Origin of the sequence: Paraburkholderia sp. SIMBA_030, from assembly GCF_046535245.1 — a bacterium.
Lineage (GTDB): Bacteria > Pseudomonadota > Gammaproteobacteria > Burkholderiales > Burkholderiaceae > Paraburkholderia.
This window is the reverse complement of sequence record NZ_JAWRXB010000006.1, coordinates 378,919-399,598: the sequence shown is the minus strand read 5'-3', so window position 1 is coordinate 399,598 and position 20,680 is coordinate 378,919. Positions and strand designations below refer to the sequence as shown.

The 20,680-nt window shown below is 61.8% G+C and carries 17 protein-coding genes and 2 pseudogenes; 11 read left to right on the top strand and 8 right to left on the bottom strand.

What is annotated here, in order from left to right; all coding sequences use genetic code 11:
• On the bottom strand, positions 1–479 hold a 479-nt coding region (locus SB772_RS13335), incomplete at its 3' end, for a citrate/2-methylcitrate synthase (protein ID WP_410833699.1).
• Positions 480–816: 337 nt separating this feature from the next.
• Between SB772_RS13335 and prpR the strand changes: the two genes are divergently transcribed.
• Positions 817–2,772, top strand: coding sequence for a propionate catabolism operon regulatory protein PrpR (gene prpR / locus SB772_RS13330; RefSeq protein WP_410833698.1), 1,956 nt, complete (start codon positions 817–819; stop codon positions 2,770–2,772).
• A gap of 199 nt (positions 2,773–2,971) precedes the next feature.
• Here prpR and SB772_RS13325 read toward each other — a convergent pair.
• A pseudogene (locus SB772_RS13325) lies at positions 2,972–3,574 on the bottom strand (LysR family transcriptional regulator).
• 182 nt (positions 3,575–3,756) lie between these two features.
• On the opposite strand from SB772_RS13325, the gene SB772_RS13320 reads away from it, so the two are divergent.
• Both SB772_RS13320 and SB772_RS13315 read left to right on the top strand, forming a co-directional pair.
• Positions 3,757–4,503: an SDR family NAD(P)-dependent oxidoreductase gene (locus tag SB772_RS13320; protein WP_410833697.1), complete on the top strand. Its 747-nt coding sequence runs from the start codon at positions 3,757–3,759 to the stop codon at positions 4,501–4,503.
• A gap of 32 nt (positions 4,504–4,535) precedes the next feature.
• Entirely contained in the window at positions 4,536–5,282 is a 747-nt protein-coding gene (locus SB772_RS13315; RefSeq protein ID WP_410833696.1) for an SDR family NAD(P)-dependent oxidoreductase, read from the top strand.
• A 161-nt stretch (positions 5,283–5,443) separates the two neighbouring features.
• On the opposite strand, the gene SB772_RS13310 is transcribed toward SB772_RS13315, so the two are convergent.
• Positions 5,444–8,215, bottom strand: a complete 2,772-nt coding sequence (locus SB772_RS13310) for a UPF0182 family protein (RefSeq protein ID WP_410833695.1) — start codon at positions 8,213–8,215, stop codon at positions 5,444–5,446.
• 233 nt (positions 8,216–8,448) lie between these two features.
• Between SB772_RS13310 and SB772_RS13305 the strand changes: the two genes are divergently transcribed.
• The 3 genes and pseudogenes from SB772_RS13305 to SB772_RS13295 form a co-directional block, all read left to right on the top strand.
• Positions 8,449–8,886: an SRPBCC family protein gene (locus SB772_RS13305; RefSeq protein WP_410833694.1), complete on the top strand. Its 438-nt coding sequence runs from the start codon at positions 8,449–8,451 to the stop codon at positions 8,884–8,886.
• Between the two features lie 88 nt (positions 8,887–8,974).
• The gene (locus tag SB772_RS13300) at positions 8,975–9,136 is read left to right on the top strand and encodes an anti-sigma factor domain-containing protein (RefSeq protein ID WP_410833724.1); all 162 of its coding nucleotides are present in this window, start codon (positions 8,975–8,977) and stop codon (positions 9,134–9,136) included.
• Between the two features lie 60 nt (positions 9,137–9,196).
• Positions 9,197–9,538 (top strand): annotated as a pseudogene (locus SB772_RS13295) (fasciclin domain-containing protein); the annotation flags it as partial.
• Between the two features lie 106 nt (positions 9,539–9,644).
• Here the strand turns inward: SB772_RS13295 and SB772_RS13290 are convergent.
• Entirely contained in the window at positions 9,645–11,135 is a 1,491-nt protein-coding gene (locus SB772_RS13290) for an MEDS domain-containing protein (protein WP_410833693.1), read from the bottom strand.
• Positions 11,136–11,610: 475 nt separating this feature from the next.
• Between SB772_RS13290 and SB772_RS13285 the strand changes: the two genes are divergently transcribed.
• The 4 genes from SB772_RS13285 (at position 11,611) to SB772_RS13270 (ending at position 15,656) form a co-directional block, all read left to right on the top strand.
• Positions 11,611–13,119, top strand: a complete 1,509-nt coding sequence (locus SB772_RS13285) for an MFS transporter (protein WP_410833723.1) — start codon at positions 11,611–11,613, stop codon at positions 13,117–13,119.
• A 30-nt stretch (positions 13,120–13,149) separates the two neighbouring features.
• Positions 13,150–13,275, top strand: coding sequence for a hypothetical protein (locus SB772_RS13280; protein ID WP_410833692.1), 126 nt, complete (start codon positions 13,150–13,152; stop codon positions 13,273–13,275).
• A 447-nt stretch (positions 13,276–13,722) separates the two neighbouring features.
• The gene (locus tag SB772_RS13275; protein ID WP_410833691.1) at positions 13,723–14,568 is read left to right on the top strand and encodes an alpha/beta hydrolase; all 846 of its coding nucleotides are present in this window, start codon (positions 13,723–13,725) and stop codon (positions 14,566–14,568) included.
• A gap of 569 nt (positions 14,569–15,137) precedes the next feature.
• Complete coding sequence (locus SB772_RS13270; RefSeq protein WP_410833690.1) at positions 15,138–15,656, top strand: hypothetical protein; 519 nt, start codon at positions 15,138–15,140, stop codon at positions 15,654–15,656.
• Here the strand turns inward: SB772_RS13270 and SB772_RS13265 are convergent.
• Both SB772_RS13265 and SB772_RS13260 read right to left on the bottom strand, forming a co-directional pair.
• Positions 15,653–16,978, bottom strand: a complete 1,326-nt coding sequence (locus tag SB772_RS13265; protein ID WP_410833689.1) for a DUF3422 family protein — start codon at positions 16,976–16,978, stop codon at positions 15,653–15,655. The genes SB772_RS13270 and SB772_RS13265 overlap by 4 nt on opposite strands.
• A gap of 160 nt (positions 16,979–17,138) precedes the next feature.
• A complete protein-coding gene (locus SB772_RS13260; RefSeq protein WP_410833688.1) occupies positions 17,139–17,993 on the bottom strand; it encodes an alpha/beta fold hydrolase in 855 nt (284 codons plus the stop codon).
• 89 nt (positions 17,994–18,082) lie between these two features.
• Here SB772_RS13260 and SB772_RS13255 point away from each other — a divergent pair, with 89 nt between their 5' ends.
• Positions 18,083–18,934 carry a LysR substrate-binding domain-containing protein gene (locus SB772_RS13255; protein ID WP_410833687.1) on the top strand — a complete coding sequence of 284 codons (852 nt, stop codon included), beginning with the start codon at positions 18,083–18,085 and terminating at the stop codon, positions 18,932–18,934.
• Here SB772_RS13255 and SB772_RS13250 read toward each other — a convergent pair.
• Both SB772_RS13250 and SB772_RS13245 read right to left on the bottom strand, forming a co-directional pair.
• On the bottom strand, positions 18,931–19,284 hold the full coding sequence (locus SB772_RS13250; protein ID WP_410833686.1) for a HAMP domain-containing protein: 354 nt from the start codon (positions 19,282–19,284) through the stop codon (positions 18,931–18,933). The genes SB772_RS13255 and SB772_RS13250 overlap by 4 nt on opposite strands.
• Positions 19,285–19,394: 110 nt before the next feature.
• Positions 19,395–20,522: a porin gene (locus SB772_RS13245; protein WP_410833685.1), complete on the bottom strand. Its 1,128-nt coding sequence runs from the start codon at positions 20,520–20,522 to the stop codon at positions 19,395–19,397.
• Positions 20,523–20,680 lie beyond the last annotated feature (158 nt).

Genomic DNA, 20,680 nt, shown 5'->3' with positions numbered 1-20,680 from the left:
ATGCGCTTGCCGTTGTGCGAGTAGTGATACCAGTACAGCAGCATCGAGCCGAGCGAGGCCATCAGCTTGTCGGCGATATCGCGTGCGCCGGGCAGGTTGTGGTCGTCTTTCTCGGGCAGAACCGTGCCCAGCACCGACACGCCGGTGCGCATCACATCCATCGGATGCGCGGCGGCCGGAATCCATTCGAGCGCGGCTTTCACGTTCGCGGGCAGGCCGCGCAACGCCCTGAGTTTGGTCTTGTAAGCGCTCAGTTCGGCCTGGGTCGGCAGCTTTTCGTGCACCAGCAGATACGCGATCTCTTCGAATTCGCAGGCGCCGGCGATATCGAGGATGTCGTAGCCGCGATAGTGCAGGTCATTGCCGGTCTTGCCGACCGTGCACAGCGCGGTGTTCCCCGCCGTCACGCCCGACAGCGCGACGGATTTCTTCGGTTTGAATGCGCCGGTGGCCGGCGTGCTGTTGTCTGCTTCGCTCATGTCTTTGTCTCCAACTGCGGGGGTTACTTTTCGCGGCCTGCCATGCGCCGAGCTTCCGTTCGCACGCGTGACAGCCAGGGTATCGGTACAGGCCGGCTCGCGGCCTCGTGGTGTCCTGTGAAACGGATGCTTATAACGCAAAGAACGGGCCATGCACGGCATCGCGTGCTAAGTGCTTGATTTAACGAAAAATCGAATTCGAAACGCGTTCGCACAGAATTTCACAAATGAAACATTGGTTTCGAATTCGAAACGGTTGCGCGCATAATAGGCGAACGCCTGAAGCCTTCCTGACCTCTTTCCGACCTGCGTCCAACTTGATAGCGAGCCGCCTGCCGTGAGCACCCCACCCTTCGACCCCGCGCAGCGCCCCCGCATCTGGGCCGTCAGCATCAGCCGCTTGCGCGATCTGTTTTTCGACATCGCCGGCGAGTACGTCGAACGCGCGGACCTGCGCATCGTCTCGCACGGCTTCGAGGATGCCGTGCATGAAATCGACACCGCGGGCGCGGGGCGTCCGGATGTCGTGATTGCCGGCGGTTCGAACGGCGCGTACCTGAAAACACGCGTCTCGGTTCCGGTCGTGCTGATCAACCCGACCGGCTTCGACGTGATGCACGCCCTCGCGCGAGCACGGCGCGACGGCGCATCGGTTGCCCTCGTCACGCACGGCGACACGCCCGACGAACTACGGCGCTTCACCGCCGCATACGGAATCGATGTCGTGTTCGCTTCGTATCAGTCGGCGCAAGACGCGGAAAGTGTCGTCCTCGATCTGCGCGATCGGGGTATCGACGTGGTTGTCGGCCCCGGACTCGTAACCGATCTGGCCGCCAGCGCCGGCATGGGCGCGGTGTTTCTTTATTCACGTGCGTCGGTGCGCGCCGCGTTCGATACGGCGCTCGAAGTCGCGCAGGCAACCCGCCGCGAAACGGTTCGGCGTCAACGGCTCGACAATCTGCTGCAGCATCTGCGCGATGGCGTCGTCGCGCTGGATGCGCAAGGGCGAGTCGAGGCGATGAACCAGCGCCTGGCTGCCGTGCTCGGCATCGACGCGGCGAAGGCGGTAGGCCGCCCCCTGCTCGAACTGGCGCCCGATCTCGCAGGCGCGCTGCCGGACTCGGACGACGACACGTTCGTCCCGGTACGCGGCGTGAGCTATGCCGTGCATCGAGGGCCGCTTGCGGGCAACGGCGCGGCGGCCGGCACGGTGCTGACGTTTCAGGAATCGCGCGCGGTGGAACGGCTCGACCGCACGTTGCGCTCGCGGCAGCGCGTGCAGCAGTTCACGGCGCGTTACCGGCTCGACGATATCGTCGGCGCATGCGCGTCGATCGAGCGGGTGCGCACGCTCGTGCAACGCTACGCCAAGTCGGACGCTACCGTGCTGATTCTCGGCGAGAGCGGAACCGGCAAGGAAATGGTCGCGCAGAGCATGCATCAGCTAAGTGTGCGCCGCGACTTTGCGTTCGTCGCGATCAATTGCGGCGCGTTTCCTGAGGCATTGCTCGAAAGCGAGTTGTTCGGCTATGAAGAAGGCGCGTTCACCGGCGCACGCAAAGGCGGCAAGGCGGGGCTGATCGAAGTGGCGCATCGCGGCACGCTGTTTCTCGACGAAATCGCCGAAATGCCGTTGCCGTTGCAAAGCCGTCTGCTGCGTGTATTGCAGGAGCGCGAGGTCGTGCGGCTCGGCTCGACGGAGCCGACGCGAGTCGACATTCGTGTCGTCGCGGCGACGCATCGCGCGTTGACCGAGGGCATCGAGGCGGGTCGCTTCCGCGCGGACCTCTACTACCGGCTCAACATCCTGAGCATTGCCCTGCCGCCGTTGCGTGAGCGGCCAACCGATCTGCAACCGCTTGCCGTCGAACTGCTGCTACAGGCCGCGACGCGCGAGCCGCGGCTTGCCGCTCGCATCCCCGACTCGGATATCGCTGCCCGTGTCCTTGCCGGTATCGGCGAGCCGTTGCGACGTTACGCGTGGCCGGGCAACGTGCGTGAATTGCAGAACGTGATCGAACGGATCGCGGTTGAACTGGCCGATGCGGATCCTGGCGAGGCGGGAGAAACCGTCCTGACGCGCGACGTTCTGCGCACCGTGGCGCCTGAAATCTTCGAACCGCCCGCGCGCATCGAGCAAGCGGCACTGACGTTGCGCGAGCGCAGCCGTCATGTGGAAGCGGATGAAATCCGCGCGGCGCTGGCTGCGTGCGACGGCGATCGCGACACGGTCTGCAAGGCGCTCGGCATCAGCAAGACGACGTTGTGGCGGAAGTTGAATGCGGCACAGTAGTGTGGGACGTCGCCCGGTATCCGCACGTCATCGCTCATGACCAGTGCGCCGGTACCCGGATGTTCCCTACCCAGTGGCCCGCGAGGCGAGGGTTTGCGAGCAGAGAGAACACGCCGCGACATATTTCGACATAACTTGTTGCGGGTCGAAAGCTGGACACGTGTTCGCCAGACACGAGCGCACTACGCCAGGCTCTTCCTCACGAGGATCGTGTAGTCGATTGCGCGGTGAGCTCCTCTGCTTTCGAAAGAAACAGCTTCAGAACTGGAGAGGTGTTGGACCTGCTGTAGCCGATAACGAGATCAACCGTCGGTGCATCGCCTTCAAGGGGCCGGCTGACGACCGACCATGGCAGCAGATTGGTCGCGTACTCCGGCATCAACGCCAGCCCACGCGTGGACGCCACGAGCGACATCGCCATCGCGAGATTGTCGACGCCGTGTTCGGACGTGATATCGACTCCGGTTCAGCTCGCAGAAACGCCAGATCGAGCCGGCCACGCGCTAGCGCATCGGCGAGGTCCGGCGAATAACCGCTCGATATGGTGACGTCGATACCCGGGAATTCATCGCGCAGAACCTGCATGGCGCGCGGCAGCCAGGTAATTTCCTCGCCGGTCTGAAAGCCGAGCGCAAAGGACCGTTTCGCCGGCTGCGCAGCGCGGCGCGCAGCCTCGGTGGCGGCGTCGACCTGCGCGAGCGCGAGCCGCGCATTGCGACGTGTGCGGGCGCTGTTCGGCCGCAACCGTGAGGCTGCCCGTCTCCGCGACGGCAACGAAATAGCGCAGATGTCGAAGCTCCATGGATCCCTCGACGATATCCCATGCCTCATAGGCATGCCCACCAGCCTACAAAGTCTTGTTGCTTTCCACAATAGGCTACTAGATTAACCATCAGGCAACGATACAGCGCCTACCAGCACTCTGCAACGGACTGGCAGCGCCTTCGCCCCATACCTTTCATCTATATCGCAGAGGAATCTGAAATGACTAACCCAGTCGTTGTAATCACCGGCGCGCTTACCGGCATCGGTCGCGCCACAGCATTGGCCTTCGCGGACAGCGGCGCCCATCTCGTCGTTTCCGGCCGCCGTGAAGCCGAAGGCAAAGCGCTCGAATCCGAACTTCGCGGACTCGGCGCAGACGCCGTGTTTGTCCGCGCCGACGTCCGTGACGACGACGATGTTCGCGGCCTCGTCGATCAGGCCGTCGCCCGCTTCGGCCGCGTCGATGTTGCCGTCAACAATGCCGGCACGGAGGGCCAACCGGGTTCCGTCGTCGACCAGACGGCGGAAAGCTACACCGCGACCTTCGACACCAATGTGCTCGGCACACTGCTCAGCATGAAGCACGAACTGCGCGTGATGCAGGCGCAGGGGCACGGCAGCATCGTCAACGTGTCGTCGACCTACGGCCATGAAGGCGCCGCTCACGCGTCGGTCTACGTCGGCAGCAAACATGCGGTCGAAGGCATGACGAAGTCGGCCGCGCTCGAAGTTGCAACGTCAGGCGTGCGCGTCAATGCAGTCGCGCCGGGACCGACCGAAACCGGCATGCTCGACCGCTTCACCGGCACGGCGGCGCGCAAGGCCGCGCTTGTCTCGACGGTGCCGCTGGGCCGCATCGGCCAGCCTGACGATATCGCCCGCGCGATCCTGTTTCTCGCATCCGATGCAGCGTCGTTCATGACGGGCCAGATCGTCTCTGTCGACGGTGGCAAGACAATAGGTTGATTCCAGACAAAGGCCCACCAGGAGAATCCGTCATGACCCACCTCGCAGGAAAGACCGCTCTCGTCACGGGCGCATCACGCGGCATCGGCCGCGCCAGTGCGCTCGCACTCGCCAAGGCAGGCGCGCAGGTGCTCGTTCACTACAGCAGCGGGGAAAAAGAAGCGGATGCTGTCGTCGCCGACATTCGTGCGGCGGGCGGCAACGCCCAGAAAGTCGCCGCGAATCTGCGCGATGCCGACGGCCCGCATACGCTCGCCAGGCGCGTGCGCGCCGTGGTCGGCCACCGCCTGGACATTCTCGTGGCGAATGCCGGCATTTCAAAGGCGGCAAGCATCGAGGAAACGACCGTCGAAGATTTCGACGACCTGTTCGCCGTGAATGTGCGCGCGCCCTACTTCCTCGTGCAGCAGTTACTGCCGGTGATGTGCAAAGGCAGCAACGTGGTGCTGCTTTCGTCGCTCGCGGCGCATACCTCGGTGGGCAAGCTACCGGCCTATGCGGCGACCAAGGGCGCGGTCGACACACTCGTCAGGCATTTCGCTTCCGCACTCGGCGAACGTGGCATTCGCGTGAATGCGGTCGCGCCCGGTGTCGTCGAAACCGATATGTCCAACTTCACGAAGACCGACGCGGGACGCGAACTCACGCTCGGCATGCAGGCGTTAAAGCGCGTCGCGCAACCCGATGACATCGGCGGTGCGATCGTGTTTCTCGCCTCGGACGCGGCACGCTGGATTACCGGTGAAACGCTGCGTGTCGACGGCGGCTCGAAACTCTAGACCAGGACCAGACCGATTCACGCCAATTTTCAATGTCTTCGAGAAATTTGATTAATCACCATGACCACACGATCACCATAGGTGGCGATCACCCGCGCCAACTCGGGCAACCGACCGGACGCCGCGCGTAAGTACAGCGACGTGGAGGCGACCAAATTGAGTCACTTCTGATCCGCAGGACGCCCAGCCCCGAGCCCCTCCAGCAGCGGCCGAAGCGCATCGAGTTCCGAGCCGAACCCGGCCCAATCCCCTGCCTTCAGTCTCTCGATCGCGCGGTCATAATGGGCCAGCGCCTCGCGGGCGCGCGCGTCCGGCGTGCCCTGGGCCGGGCCTTGAGCCGGCGCTGCCGTCGGAGCGGTTTCCTTGAAGAGCGCAGCCAACGCTTCGCCCAGGGTCTCCTCCATCACCACACGGTCGCCGTAGGCGGCAATCACCCGTTTCAACTCGGGCAACTGACCGGACGCCGCGCGTAAGTAGAGCGGCGAAACGTAGAGAATCGAGTTCCCGATCGGCACGACCAGAAGATGACCGCGAATGACGCGCGAGCCCATCTGGTTCCACAGCGAGATCTGCTGCGAAATCCCGGTATTCTGCTGGATGCGCGCTTCGATCTGAAACGGTCCATAGACCAGCTTGTCCTTCGGGAACGCGTAGACGATCAGCTTGCCGTACCCGGGTGGATCGCAGCGCGCCGCCAGCCAGGCGATCATGTTCTCGCGCTGGCTAGGCACCATCGGCAGCATGAGGACGAACTCGGCGCGCGGCTCCCCAGGCAGATGCATGATCATGTAGTAAGGCGCCATCGGCGTGGGCGCATTGCCGCCGTCGATGCCGCCCAGTCCCCGCGGAAACTGCCAAAGATCCTCGCGGTTATAGAAAACCTCCGGCGCATCCATGTGATACGCGCGGTAGAGTTGCGCCTGAATCAGGAACATATCTTCAGGGTAGCGGATATGCTGCTGCAGGTCTTGTGGCATCGCTTGCAGAGGCTTGAACAGGCCCGGAAAAATGCGTCGGTAGGTCCGCAGAATCGGATCTTCAGGATCGCTAACGTAAAAGTCGACCGTGCCGTTATACGCATCGATCGCCACCTTGACCGCGTTGCGGATGTAATTGGCGCCGTCGCCGATACCGGGCTGGGAGTAGGGAAACCAGTGGCTGATCGTATACGCGTCCTGCATCCAGAAAAGGCGTCCGTTGCTCACGACGATATAGGGATCGTGGTCGAGGCTTAGGAACGGGGCGATCGTGCGCACCCGGTCCTGAATGTTCCGGTGCAGCAGGATCCGGCTATCGTCCGTGATGTAGCCGGTCAGCAAGATGTTAGGATCGTCGAGTTGCCAGGCGAAGAGGCTGCGTCGCGCCGTGCTGCCGATAGCGACACCGTCGCGTCCGCTGTAAGCGGTGTAGACGTTGTCCTTTCCCTTGGGGTAGTCGAACTCGGGTACGCTGCCCTTCACGATGACGTAGCCCTGCCCGCCTTCGCCGAAATAGAGGCGCGGCTCGTGGATGGCCGGGCCGCCATCGGCGGCCGGCGGAATATCTCGCAGATAGAGCGACGGCAAGCCCTCCGTGGATTTCTCGGTGACCGGCGACATCACGACGCCGTTGCCGTGCGTGAACAGCAGATGCAGGTTCACCCAGGTCTGCGCGTTGGCCGGCAGCATCGCCGACTCCAGTTCGCGCGCCGACAACATCACCTGCCGATAACCGGCATCGAGCCGGTAGCGGTCGATATCCACCGCGAAGAATTTGTAGTAAGTCCTGATCTCCTGCAGCTGCGCGTAGGTATCGGTCAGCGGCTGCACATCCCACAGGCGGATATTGTCGATGGTCGCGCGATTAGCCTGCAGCGACGCGAGATTCAGCCCCTCCTCGGCCGCAAACGGCTTGACCTCGATCTGCGCAAGGCCGTAGGCCCGTCGAGTCAGCGCGATATTGTGCTCGATATAGGGCGTCTCCAACTGTAACTCGCTCGGCTTGACATAGAAGCGCTGGAACAACGCCGGGTAGATCACAGCGAACGCGAACGAACTGCCGAACACCAGCACCGCCGCGGCAGCAGGCAATCGATAACTCCGCAGGCGCACGTTAATCCACAAGGCGACGGCCGCCGCAGTCGCCAGGCCGACGAGCATCCATAAGACCGGCAAATCGACGTGGAGATCGGTATAGCCTGCGCCGACCACGACGTCGTTATCGTCGTAGAGCAGCAAAAAACGGTCGAGCCAATAAGACCAGGCCTTCAGTAAAAAGAACAGGCCGAGCAGTGCCGAACCATGAGCGATAGCGGCGGGCGAGAGACCCCGCGACGGCTGTTCGAGCACGATGTCGCCACGCGCGCCGTAGATGATGCCTGCAACGACCGTGCTGGCGAACAGCACCCGCAACAGCCAGTTCTTGAGCGCGAGATAGGCAGGCAGCGAGAAGAGATAGAAGCCGATGTCCTTGTCGAAGATTGGATCGCGCTCGCCGAAGGGCACCTGACGAAGGAAGCGCAGCGCGACGTCCCAGTTCGACATTTCGCTAGCGGCAATCACCAGTCCGATGAGGACCGCGCCGCCCGCGATGATGGAGCGCCAAGGAATGCCAGGCGCAACCTGGTCGGCCAGTTCGCTGATGATCTCGTGCGTGCGCGACGAAAAGGCCTCGCCCGCTAGCGAGGGTTTGAAGCGGAAGCGCCGCGCGCAACGATGCGCGACAAACGCGGACATCCATATCGCACCCGCCGAAGCAGCGAACACGGCGACAAACAGCCACGCCTTGGCGGAAAAGACCGTCCAGAACACATCGACATAGCCGATCGAGGAAAACCACAGCCAGTCGACCAGAATGCCCGTGATGCGACCGACAACGATCAGGCTGGCGATGACGACCGCAGCCGCGATGCCATAGCGTCTCCAGCGCACGCCGGATCTCACTTGCGACCGCATCGATCCTCCCTTGCTGGCTCACCGCATCTTGCCAGCGCCGACCGGATCATTGTGCACCGCCGATAGCGACCGGTACAGCCGGAATGGACCCTCGCTACCGCCACGCCGAATGCCGGTCAAACGCAACATCGCGCCGCTCAGCTGAGTGTATAAATAAAGCTCTCGGCCGCGGAAACGACAGCACCGGTTTTCGGAGTCGATGCGCGATGGGTTAGCGGCAATCGGAGGTAGCGATGACCGATCTCTATCATCAGATCACGATCGAAGCGCCGGCGGACCAGGTCTTCGCCGCGCTGGCTACCCAGCAAGGGCTGAGGGCGTGGTGGACCGACGACAGCGTCGTCGATGCGCGTCCCGGCGGCATGGCCGAATTCGGTTTCATGGAACGCAGCGTGGTTTTCCGCATGCGTTTCGATGAGCTGGATCCGCCGCACCGGCTGGCGTGGTCGTGTCTCGGCGGGCCGCCGGAGTGGGTCGGCACCACCATCAGTTTCGAACTTGCCGCGCTCGACGCCGGCAAGACCCAAGTCTCGTTCCTGCACGCCGACGCACGCTCGGCGGCCAAGGCAATCGCGGAACGCAACACGACCTGGGGATGCCTGATGCGCCAGCTCAAGCACCATCTTGAAGGCATCCCTTTCAACCCGGTGTTCAAGGTGTCGGGGCAATAACGTTGTGCGCCGCAACGAAACCGCGGCGCATGACATCACTTTTTGCAACAGGAGCAATGATGGAACGCTCAATGCGTGACTTGGCGTCATTGCCGCAGACCGGCCGACTATCGTGTCGCTGCCACAGGACCGGCTCGCACAGTTGAATCCTCGTACGACCCTGGCTGTGTCGCTGGAGCCGCATGGCGGGTCGCCTACCGGACAACCAACCGGGCCGGTACTGGCGAAAGGGCTTGTCGGCGGGACGTGAGCTATTCCTGCCGCCGTGTTCTTCGCGTGAATCCGTATTTAATCGAAGCGCGTGCATCCGCCGGACCGGGTCTTCGCGCCGACCAACGAAGCATTCGCGGCGTTGCCGGCCGGGACGGTCGAGACGCTGCTCAAACCCGAGAACAGGACGATCTTGGTGAAAGTGCTCACGTATCACGTCGTACCGGGCCGGGTCACCGCACATGACCTCGCGATGGCCGTCGAACAGGGAGGCGGTAAGGCAAGCCTGAAAACGGTCGAGGGCGATTCGCTTATCGTCAGCAAGGACGGCAAAGGTTGAGCCATCACCGACGACAAGGGGGATATCGCCCATGTGACGATTGGCGACGTCATGCAATCCAACGGTGTGATTCATGTCGTCGACACGGTGCTGATGCCTTGACGTCCGTGTGAAAGCCTCGGGGGACCGAAACGTGCGTTGCGGTCTAAACGTACGTGGCGGTCGTCATGAGCGCGGGCCGCTCGCAACCGGCCCGCGAAGATTGTCGCTACTCGAGGACGCCCTGCCCGGCCGGCGCGACGCACACCGCGCGACTCACCTCTGCTTCGGGCGTGACCGCCTCCGGTTGCGTGCTCACGGCCACGGTCGCAAGCGGCAAGCGAACCACGAATTCGGCGCCCGTGCCCGGACCGTCGGAGAACGCCTCGACCGTACCGCCGTGGTCCGCGACGATATCGCGCACCACCGACAAACCGAGCCCGAGACCGTTCACGGCAAGCGCGCGGCCTGCGAGACCGCGAGCGTACGGCTTGAAGATCGCCGCGAGTTCGCCGGGCGCGATGCCGATGCCGTTGTCGCGCACGCTGATGTAGCAGTAGCGCCCGGCACGCGCCGTCATCACCTTCACAGAATCTGTGGCCGCGGAATATTTGAGCGCGTTCGACATCAGGTTGACGAACACCTGCGTCAATTTGCCGAAGTCGCCCTGCACCAGCAGCGGCGCGCTGCTTGCCGTCAGATGAATCGGCGCATGCACAGGCACGCCCGATTCGGCGACCTGAATGCAATGCGCCAGAAGGTCGTCGACATCCACGTATGCGGGATGCGCAGCTTGCGTATCCGGTAACGGATACGTCGGCGTCTCGCCCGCCTGTTCATGCGGGCTCGCATGCTGAGCGTGGGCCGGCGCCATCAATTGCTCGGCCAACTGACCCAGCAGGCTCGCTTGCCGCGATAGCAGAACCGCGTATCGCGCGAGCTGCGCGTCGTGGCCGTAGTGAGCGTTCAGCAGACGAGCGAGCAGGCCGAGCGGCGTGATCGCGTTGCGAATCTCATGGCCGATCATCGGCCCGATGATGGCGGGTTGGTTCGCTTCGTCGTCCGTGTCAGTCTGATCGCGAGCAGTCGCGATCCGGGGCCTTGGAGTTTCAGCGGTTTCCGGGCCGCCTTGTTTGTGCGGCTTTCCCTCGCGTTCGGCGCGCGGAGGCTCCACCACCGCATCGTGCAAGCGTTCGATTTCGCGAGTCTGCGCGGTGCGAAGCTGCTGCACGCAGTAGGTGCACAACCCGATGATCGGAAAAGCGGCCAGCCGATGCTTCAATGCCGCTTCATAGTCGAGCAATGCAGCCCAATCGGTGGTTTCGTTGCAGACGGCGTCGCCGGCTACCCTCAGCCCCTCGAAGCCGCGCCCGAGCGCGTCGTTGATCGCCGCCGACCACAAGCTGACCGTGGCGCCGCCGTCGAAGCCGTTTTTAGGGCGCGCGTAGAGTTGCGCGCCATCGAGAATCTGCAACTGGCCCGATGCGACGTATTCAGCGAGTGCGGGTGCCGTCCGCGTGAGCATATAGCGAGCTTTGTCCGGTCCCAGCAGCGCCGGCGCGACCCACACGCCGACTTCGCGATTGGCGAGTCCCGCATGCAGGAATTCCGCCGTGACGCTGAGTAGTTCCCTACGCGATTCGTAGAAGTGACACAGATGAGTGCCCCATGAGATAGGGCCAAGCGCGGCAAAACCGCTTTTACGAGATCCGGTGGTCATCGTTTCCCTGGAAGTGCGTGGGTCAAGAACCACAGTCGCGCTAGTCGGCACGTTTGCCTGCGCGCTCGAATATGAATATCACTGCACCTTGCGCGCAGATCCGTCAGTCTTGAAGACAAAAGACGGAACTGCCGCGATCGGTTCGTTATGCGGAATTCAGCAGGAAATTAAGGTACGTGAGGGGAACGTTTAAAAAAATACTTGTTTTCCCTAGCCGCATCTTTGCTGTCAGAACGCATGTTTGTCATACGCGCGTCATGGTGGCGAAGGGCCGCACTGGATAGCAATGTCGATGCCGAAATCGAACGACCGATCGCGGCGAGTTGTCGTCGACGATTTCGCCCAATAGTGCGCCGAAGCGGCTTCTTTGCTGCTCGCGCGGGGCTTGTATAATCTGCCGCGCCCGCCGACTGTACGATCCCTATCCGTGACCCTCGCCCCGCCTGCCCTCACTTTCCGCAACGCCCTGTTCGCGATGCTCGGCATCGGCCTCGTCAACATGCTGGTCGCACTCGACCAGACGGTCGTCAGCACGGCGCTGCCTTCGATCGTCGCGGAACTGCATGGCTTCGAATACTACGCATGGATTGCGAGCGCGTACCTGCTGGCCTCGGTCGTGACGGTGCCCGTGTTTGGCCGGCTCGGCGACTATTTCGGCCGCAAGCGCTTCGTCATCGCGGCGGTCGTCACGTTCACCGCCGCCTCGGTGCTGTGCGGCCTTGCCAACAACATGCCGTTCCTCGCGATCGCGCGAGGTCTGCAGGGCATCGGCGGCGGAATGATGGTGGGCACCGCCTTCGCCTCGATACCCGACCTCTTTCCCGATCCCCGCGCGCGGGTTCGATGGCAGGTGGTGATGGCGGCGGCGTACGGAATCGGCACCGCGGCGGGACCGTCGCTGGGCGGCTGGATGAGCGAGCATTGGGGTTGGCGCTCCACCTTCCTGATCAACCTGCCGGTGGGCGCCGCCGCGTTCTATTTCATCTGGGCGCATCTGCCGGACTTTCATCGTCCTCGCGAAGGCGAGGTGCGTATCGACTGGCTCGGCGCCGGACTTGTCGCGCTCGCGCTGGGCGGCCTGCAGGCATTCATCGAGGCGGTGCCGAAGGATGGCTTGACGACCGGCAACCTCGTGCTGGCAACGTGCGTGGTGGCTGCCGCGGTTGCGTTGCTGATCTGCGAAAAGCGCGCCACGCATCCGATCATCCCGCTCGACCTGTTCAAGGATGCGCAACTGGTCACGCTATTCGCGCTGTCGCTGCTGTCCGGCTTCGTGATGTTTTCGCTGATTTTTTTCGCCCCGCTTCTGTTGCAGGGCGGGTTCGGCTTGTCACCGCAACAAGCCGGTCTGCTCGCCACACCGATTGCAGCGTGTATCGCGATCGGCAGTCTGGTGAATACGCGCATCGTCATTCATCTGCGCCGGCCCACGAAAATACTGTCGACCGGGTTTGCTCTGCTGCTGTTCGCCTCCATCGGCCTGGCGTTTGCCGATGCATCGACCCGGCATCTCTGGATCGAGCTGCCAATGGCTGCGGTAGGCATCGGGCTCGGATTTATCCTCAACAACCTGAACGTGTTTGCGCAGGAAATTGCCGGACGCGAACGCTTCGGCATCGCAACGGCGCTATTGCAGTCCACCCGCATGGTGGGCGGGATGCTCGGCACGAGCATCGTGGCAACGGTCGTCTCGCACCACTATCGCGACGTGGTGACGCGCACCATGAGCGTGCTTGGCGAATCGGTGGCCGCACAGTGGCTGCCGCGCTTTGTCGACTTGCGAATCCTCATCGACGACGCGTTGAGAGCAAAGCTGGTCGACGATATGAAGCCGTCTGGACTGAACCCGTTGGTCTTCATCGGCGCCGCACGCGATGCGCTGGTTCAGTCGATTCATATCGGCGTCTGGCTGACAGCCGTTGCGTCGCTGGCGGCGGCGCTCCTTGTGCAAAGGATTTCGCACGTCGTGTTTCGCCGCAGTTGAGCACTTGAGCCCACGTCTGCCTGAAGCAGCGTGACGGTAAAGTTCTTGCCGCCGCCATTGCCGCTAATCGTGCAAGTCTGGCTGGTGATCTGGCCGGTGAACGTGATGGTGCCGTCAGCCGCATGTGAAACGGCCGGTACGACGGCTGCTGCGTGAACCGCGGCGAGAACGCCTGAGCGCATGAATTTCATTGTCATCCCCATTGATAAGTAAGGCCTGCTATTGAAAAACGTGTGTAAGGCGGGTTCAGAAATAGCATTGCGCTCAAACCGACCGCGCCGGTGACTATTAACGGAATAGGGCAAAAAGGGGATGGTCAAACAATGTCACGCGGGGATGGGGGGAATTTTTAAATACCGTTAAATCATTGATAAGAAAGGATAAATTTCAACACCCAAAGGCTGAATTGCATCGTATATGAGACCGTCAGAGCCTCTTTGTCGCATCGAAAACCGGTAATGGAACCGCCCCCAAACTAACTGGACCGTATGGTTCATTGAAATTTGGTTGTAAGTCGCCGTTGCTAGAGTCTCCGAGGCATTTTTCCGCTAAATGCCGGACGGTTTTCTTGCGGACAAGCAAAAAGGACAGGAGCGGTAACCCATGAATACAGCTCGTGCATTCTGGCTTATTCTGACGCTGCTTTTGATGAACCCTGCATGGGCGTTTCAGTCCAGGGTCGTCGCCATTCCCAGCGCCGCGATGCATAAATCGTTCGAGGCGACCGTGGTGCTGCCCGACCAATACATCCGCGGCAAAGAAGCCAGCCGCTTCCCCGTTGTCTATTTGCTGCACGGCTCCGGCGGTGACTACACCGACTGGACCACGAATTCGCAAATCGCCAGGTTGGCGGACCGCTATCACGTGATCCTCGTGATGCCGGACGGCGGTCACGAGAGCTGGTACATCGACAGCCCGGTCGATCCGCGCAGCCGTTATGAAACGTACGTAGGTGCGGAAGTCGTCGCATTTATCGACTCGCATTTCCGCACGATTGCCGCGAGACAATCACGCGCGATCACCGGCTTGAGCATGGGCGGCTTCGGCGCCTTGCATATTGCGCTGGACCGGCCGGCCGCATTCGGTGCCGCCGGGAGCATCAGCGGCGCGGTCGATCCGCGCGGCTGCGAAGACGAGCCCGGCATCAACGAGGTATTCGGCGACCCCGCTCGACACGCTGCCTACTGGAACAGCAAGGCGATCGTCGAAAACGCCCACAGCTTTGAAAATGCCCATATCGCGCTGACTATCGATTGCGGCGTCAACGACTCTTTCGTCACTTCGAATCGCACGCTGCATGAACGGCTTGTCGAGCTCGGCGTGCCGCACGATTACGCGGAGCGACCAGGCGGACATACGTGGAAGTACTGGGCGAATGCGGTTCAGTATCAGGTTCTCTTCTTCGCGACTTGCTTCAAACGCAACGGCGGGTACGCGCAAAGTGCGTAGACGTAACGGGTTGGTTCGTTGCGCCGGCCTGGGTGGCGCGCCGCAGAGTGACGAACGCCGAAATTCTGAATTTCAAAAAACCGCTAGAACGCCGTTCTGTGGCCTCGGTCGAAATGACAACAACGAGGATCCTATGAACAGACAACACCTGACCCTAGCGCTTTTCGCCGCCGCAACCTTATGGAACGCGGACTGTTACGCAGCGCAGCCCGATTACGCTTATTCGACGACGGTGCATCTATCCGACGGCAAAACGCTGAGCTGTGCCGTGAACGAGCCGATTCGCGCCGTCCGCACCTCCGCCCCTGGGCTCAGCAGGCGTGAAGAAACGGAAGCCGACGTATTGGCGACTCAGCGACTCCGCCTGCTTAGCGGCCCCACGTCTGAATATCCATCGCCGTATACCGCGCCGAACGTGACGTGCGGCGCGGTGGGTTGACCTTCAGCGGCACTCGCCTGCCCCCGCCTTGCAAGCGGCGTCTCGATGGGCAAGGCTACCGGCAACGAACATCCGGGCCGCCGACCGGTCGCGACGCGTGCGCAGCCAGTAGCAGAATGCGCCCGGGCGCTTGCAGCTCATTGGGTACGATGCGGAACGTCGTCCGGGAAGGGGTACGGCGCGTGGGGGCCTGGCCATTCCGCTACCGGTGGCCCGCGCAACGCGTCGCATCCAGCGAAACCGAACAGAATTCCGCACGTTAGCAAGCTGGCTAAAACGCGCCACATCGTCGCTCGAGCGTTCATCGCACACCTCCTACTCGATGAAGCAACGCTATTGCCTTACCGCCGCTCGCTTAAAGGAAAATTTTCCCGAGTTCGCCAGCAATGATCAGGCAATTGACACCCGCGTTGGAGCAGCGTGGATCCCCGGGGCTACGCACCCCGCCACAGAAAACCATGATCCGCCGAAAATGAAAACGCGGCGAGCGGATAAAATCCGCCGCCGCCAATTGGAGAACGTCGACGAACGGAACCGCCAGGCGGTTCCGGTTTCCGGATCAGAAACGCGTGCGCACGCCCGTGGTCAACTCGAGCTGGTTGGTCGCACCAAAGAAAGCCTCAAATTAGACGCGAATCCCGAAAGTTAGATACTCGCTTTCGAAGAAGGCAATGCGCCGGTGTTACCTTGACTCACGCTCCGGGCCGATTCGCGCAACGCATGTCTTCCTTTACTGCGCCGAATGGTAAGCAGGACCAGCAAGACAACCGGGACGATCAGAAGCCCTTCGGCCAGTTCCGGATCAAGAGGAAAATGCAATGTGTGAAGTGCCTTGAGTCCTGCCGACGTCAGGGAGAGCACGTAGTACGAGATGGCGGCAACGGAAAGGCCCTCAACTGCATTTTGCAGCCTCAACTGGCTTCGCGCGGTCTGATTCATGCCTTCGAGTAACCGGGTCGTGTCTTCTTCCTGCGCGAGATTGACACGCGTGCGCAGCAGATCGACGGCTCTCGCCACCCGTCCCGCGAATTGCTCGTGGCGCGCCCAGACAGTCTTGCACGTCTCCATCGCCGGAGCAAAACGCCGCTCCATGAATTCGGCGATCGTCGGCATCCCTTCGATGCGTTCTTCGCGCAGTTCCTGAATGCGGGCAAGCACGAGTTTTTCATAGGCACGCGACGCGCTGAAGCGCCCGCTCGAGCCCGCCAGCGATTCGATGCGGACGGCAAGATGCGTGAGGCGCACCAGCAACTCGGCATCGTTGCGGCGCCCCTGGCTCGTGTCCATGCTATGCATTAACGGCTGAAGCGCCGACTGCAACTCGTCGAGACTTCTGCCCAGTTCGCGGGCAACCGGCAACGCCAGCAAGGCCATCATCCGGTATGTCTCGATCTCGTAGAGGCGCTGCAAGAGACGTCCGCCCTGCTCTTCCCGAAAGCCATTGTCAATCACGAGAAAGCGCGAAAATCCGTCGGGCCGGATAGCCCAGTCGCAGTAAACCTGCCCACCGCCCAACACATTGCCCCCCACCAGAACGGGACCGTCGATCCACTGCCTCGCGTTCTGGCTTGCCGCAGCGGCTGCGTCGCCCGACACGAGTTCCATCCGGATCGCAACGAACCGCTTGCCTTCAAAACCACGGAACCAGTCGGATGGAACGTGCCCCGACGGCAGATCGGAGAAATAGTCCGCGTCATGGCGTTGCGCAACAAATGTGAAGGTGGAGAATTCCGTGTGCCTCTCCCACTTCAACTGGCTCCCCTCATTCCACCGTGCCGAGTAATGCGTCGTTCCGTCGGCGGGGACTTCCAGGGAGGTCAGTCTGCAGAGCGATCGAAGGAGTTCTTCGTGAATGGAAGGGTCATCATCGGAATAGATAGCAAAGTGCGCGAGCGCCACCGATCCGCCGATCCGGAGAAACGGTCGCGCGTGCAACTCGCGCGCGAGACTGGCACGCAGGAAATGATCCATAGCTGATCTTCTTTCTGATTTTTGTTGACGTTGCTCTGTATGCACCTTCCGCCTATATCACCGCCTATGTCGCTAATGGCAGTGCGTCGCGCATTGCCCGCCGAAGGCCTGGTCAATGGGCCTTGATGCCGATGAAGGCGATCGACCTCGACGATCGACACTACCAGGCACTCACGAAGGCGTGGACAAGCCGGTTGAATACCGCCGGATTCGCGACGTTCATTCCATGCGATGCGCCGGCAATGGTTTGTTTGTCCGTGTAATCGATCCAATCCGCGAGCTTTTCAACGTTGTTGCGAAACATGCGAGGACTCTTTTCCCCTTCGATCAGTAGCGTCCTGCACTTCACGTCACGCGCCGCGTCACGTGAGTACGCCGGTAAAGGATCGCGAAACTGCTTCGGAAGCGTGGCGGCGTTGTCGATCGCCATCGTGCGAAAACTGGACGGACTTTTGCGCCAGAAGCCGGGGATGCTCACCGAATCGACGAAGAGCTCCAGTCCGGCGTCAATCGCACCGCTTTCAATCAGGTCAGCGACTTTGGTGCGAAGTGCATTGGTCGCGGGTGGCAACGATGCTGCCGACATCCCGTCGATTTGCAACGGGCCACCCGGATCCGCGAGCGTCAGCGTTTTCACCAGCCGCGGATACTCGCGCGCCACGTGGAATGCCACGCACCCTCCTCGCGAGTGCCCGACCAGATGCACCGGCGCGAGGTTCATTGCGGCAATGAACTCGGCGAGTTCCGCGACGTGCGTTTCCCAGCCGAATTCTCCTTGAATGCAAGCCTCGCCCGCTGGCCAGTAATGGCTGAGGCTGACCGAGATGCAGAGGAAATACTTCGAAAGGAAGGCGGTTTGACTGCTCCAATAGCGGTAATCGCAAAGCGATCCGTGCACGAACAGCAACGGCTCTCCGGAACCGCAGGCCACATAGGGCACGCTGATGCCGGACGGGACGGTCGCAAAGCACAACTCCTGGACTGCAAGTATTGAATGATCGGTTCGCGCGTTCATGCATTGGCTCCTTTCCCGCACTATGCACGACACAGCCACCTAAGAAAATCGCGTAATATTGATGGTATCTATCGATTTATCTGATACCAATGAAGACCCTCGACCTCGATGTTCTGACGATGATCGTGGCTGTGGCCGACGCGGGGAACATTAGTCGCGCGGCGGAAGTCGTCCATCGCTCGCAATCGGCGGTGAGCATGCAGATCAAGACGCTCGAAACCGCGCTCGGCAAGCCGCTTTTCGTGCGCAAGCCGAGAAGCGTTATTCCGACGCAAGACGGCGAGGTCCTGCTGGCGTTCGCGCGGCGCATGCTCGCTCTGCGCGAAGAAGCGTGGGCGGCGGTAGTCCGTCCCGACGTGACCGGCAGGGTCGTCATCGGCGTGCCCGACGACTACGCGTCGTCACTGCTGCCGTCGATCCTCAAGAAGTTTTCCGGCACATACCCGAAGGTCGAAATTCAGGTCGTCGGATTGCCGAGCGTTGCGCTCGCGCCCATGGTGAAGGACGGATCGGTCGATCTGGTCTGCGGGACACGCGTAAAAGGCCTCTCGGGCGAGTTCATCCGACTCGAACCGATGGTCTGGGCCGCGGCGCCCAGCGCGCATGACATCTGGCGCGAGAGGCCGCTGCCAATTGCCGTGTTCCTGCCGGGCAGCGTCGCGCGGGAAAACGCGATCCGCAGCCTTGAACAGGCGAAGATCACCTATCGGACCTCTTACGAGAGCCCCAGCCTGCTAGGCCTTCTCAGCATGGTCGAAGCGGGACTCGCGGTGGCGCCGCTCGCGCAATGCGCGGTTCCCTCTCACCTCACCTTGCTCGGCCATGCGCAGGGTTTGCCCGAGATCGCCGCGCTGGAAGTCATACTTGCGCGAAGCGCGAAATCGAAGCGGCCGCCATGCGACTTTCTCGCCGAAAAAATCATGTCGGAACTGCGGCGCTAGTATCGAAGTGCAGCGTGCGCGAGCGCAGTCATCAGCCGGCCCATTTCGTTGGCACGCAGTGCGTGGACCGGACTCGTCAGGTCGCCGGCCGCGATGCGCTCGAAATGATGAATCGCGGAATTGATCGGCCGAACGATCGACGCGGTCAGCACAAAGCGCGCGAACAGGCCAAGCACGACAGCCGCAAAGCCGACCGAGCCGAATAACCCGACCAGCAGATGGAAATGCCGTTGCGCCGACTCAAAGCGTGCTCTTTGCTGCGCGATCTGGAAATCCTCCAGCGCAAGCGCGGCATTCCTGTAGTCACTGAACACCGCATCGGGCGCCTGCCGCTGCGTCGTGCGGAACATGGCTGCCTTCCTCGATCCGCTGAACAGAAAAAACGGCCGTCGAACAGGTCCGCGGCCGCAAGCAGGAAAACATCGATGAACGGAACCGCCAGGCGGTTCCGGTTACCGGATCAGAAACGCGTGCGCACGCCCGTGGTCAACTCGAGCTGGTTGGTCGCGCCGAAGGTGCCCCCAACCGTATAGCCGCCATGCAGCTTCATGTAGTCGCCGGCGAGATACACTTCGGTGCGCTTGGACAGGTGATAGAAGACCGACCCGTACAACGTTTCCTTGAAGCCGTTGTGGAGGCCCGAAGTCGGATCGAACGCGCCGACGTTCGCGTTCGGAATATCGCCGTCGCTGTTGTACGCCGCGTTGTGCACGCGCATCTGCTGATAGCCGAGTTCGTAGTCGAGCGCGCCCTTCGGCGACAGCTTGAGCGACACCGTCCATGCGTTGTCCTGACGCTGGCCGAGCGCGCCCTGATTGCCCAGGTAGCGAAAGTAACCCGCGTTGGCGCGCAGAATGCCGAACGTATAGTTGCCGCCTACCGAGAACGACTGGTCTGTAAAGCCGACGCGGTTCACGTGGCTATAGAAGCCCGACACGTTGAACGGCCCGCCGTTGTAGCCGAGCGCTGCCTGGTAGTTGGAGTTGGAGCCGAAGCTCGTCGAGTTGCCGAATGCATAGCCCGCGCTGGCGAAGATGCCGTTGCTGAACAACTTCTTCCACGCCACGCCATTGTTATAACGCGTGCCCGTCGCGCTGGCCGCGTAGAAAATCATCTGCTTGAAGTTGTTCGAATTGGTCCAGCCGCCCTCTTCCGTCGTCAGCCTGGCGCTGCCGTACGCGTCGCCGTAGATCGTCGATGCGTCGCGGGCGATGGTGTTCTGGAAGCCTGCCGTGATCTTGCCGAACGTGTCGTTCTCGATGCCGACCCATGCGTCACGGTCGAAAATCTGGCCCGGATCTTCCATCTGGCCGTTGGCGACAACGAATTCACTCTCCAGGCGGAAAATGATCTTCGATCCGCCACCGATGTCTTCCGCGCCCCTCAGGCCCCAGCGGCTGCCGCTGAACCACGGTTCGCCGTCGTTGCCCATGCCGATGACGTGATTGCCGTTCGCATCCGCGTGCGTCCGGTAGGTGGGGAAGCTCAGGTCCATCAGGCCGTAAAGCTGGACGCTCGACTGCGCATGCGCGCCGGTCGCGGCGAATGCGCCTGCCGTGACGGCCATAGCCAGATACTTTTTCTTCAAGATCGTCTCCTCAGACTACTACGTTGAAATTTTCGTTTTTGCTGCGCGCTGCTACAGTCAACCAATGAGTGCAATCCTAGTTACCTCAATCCTTCACGCTCCTTTCCCGCATCACCGGTACAACTAAGTGAAATTACCGATATACGAAGTAGCACCCG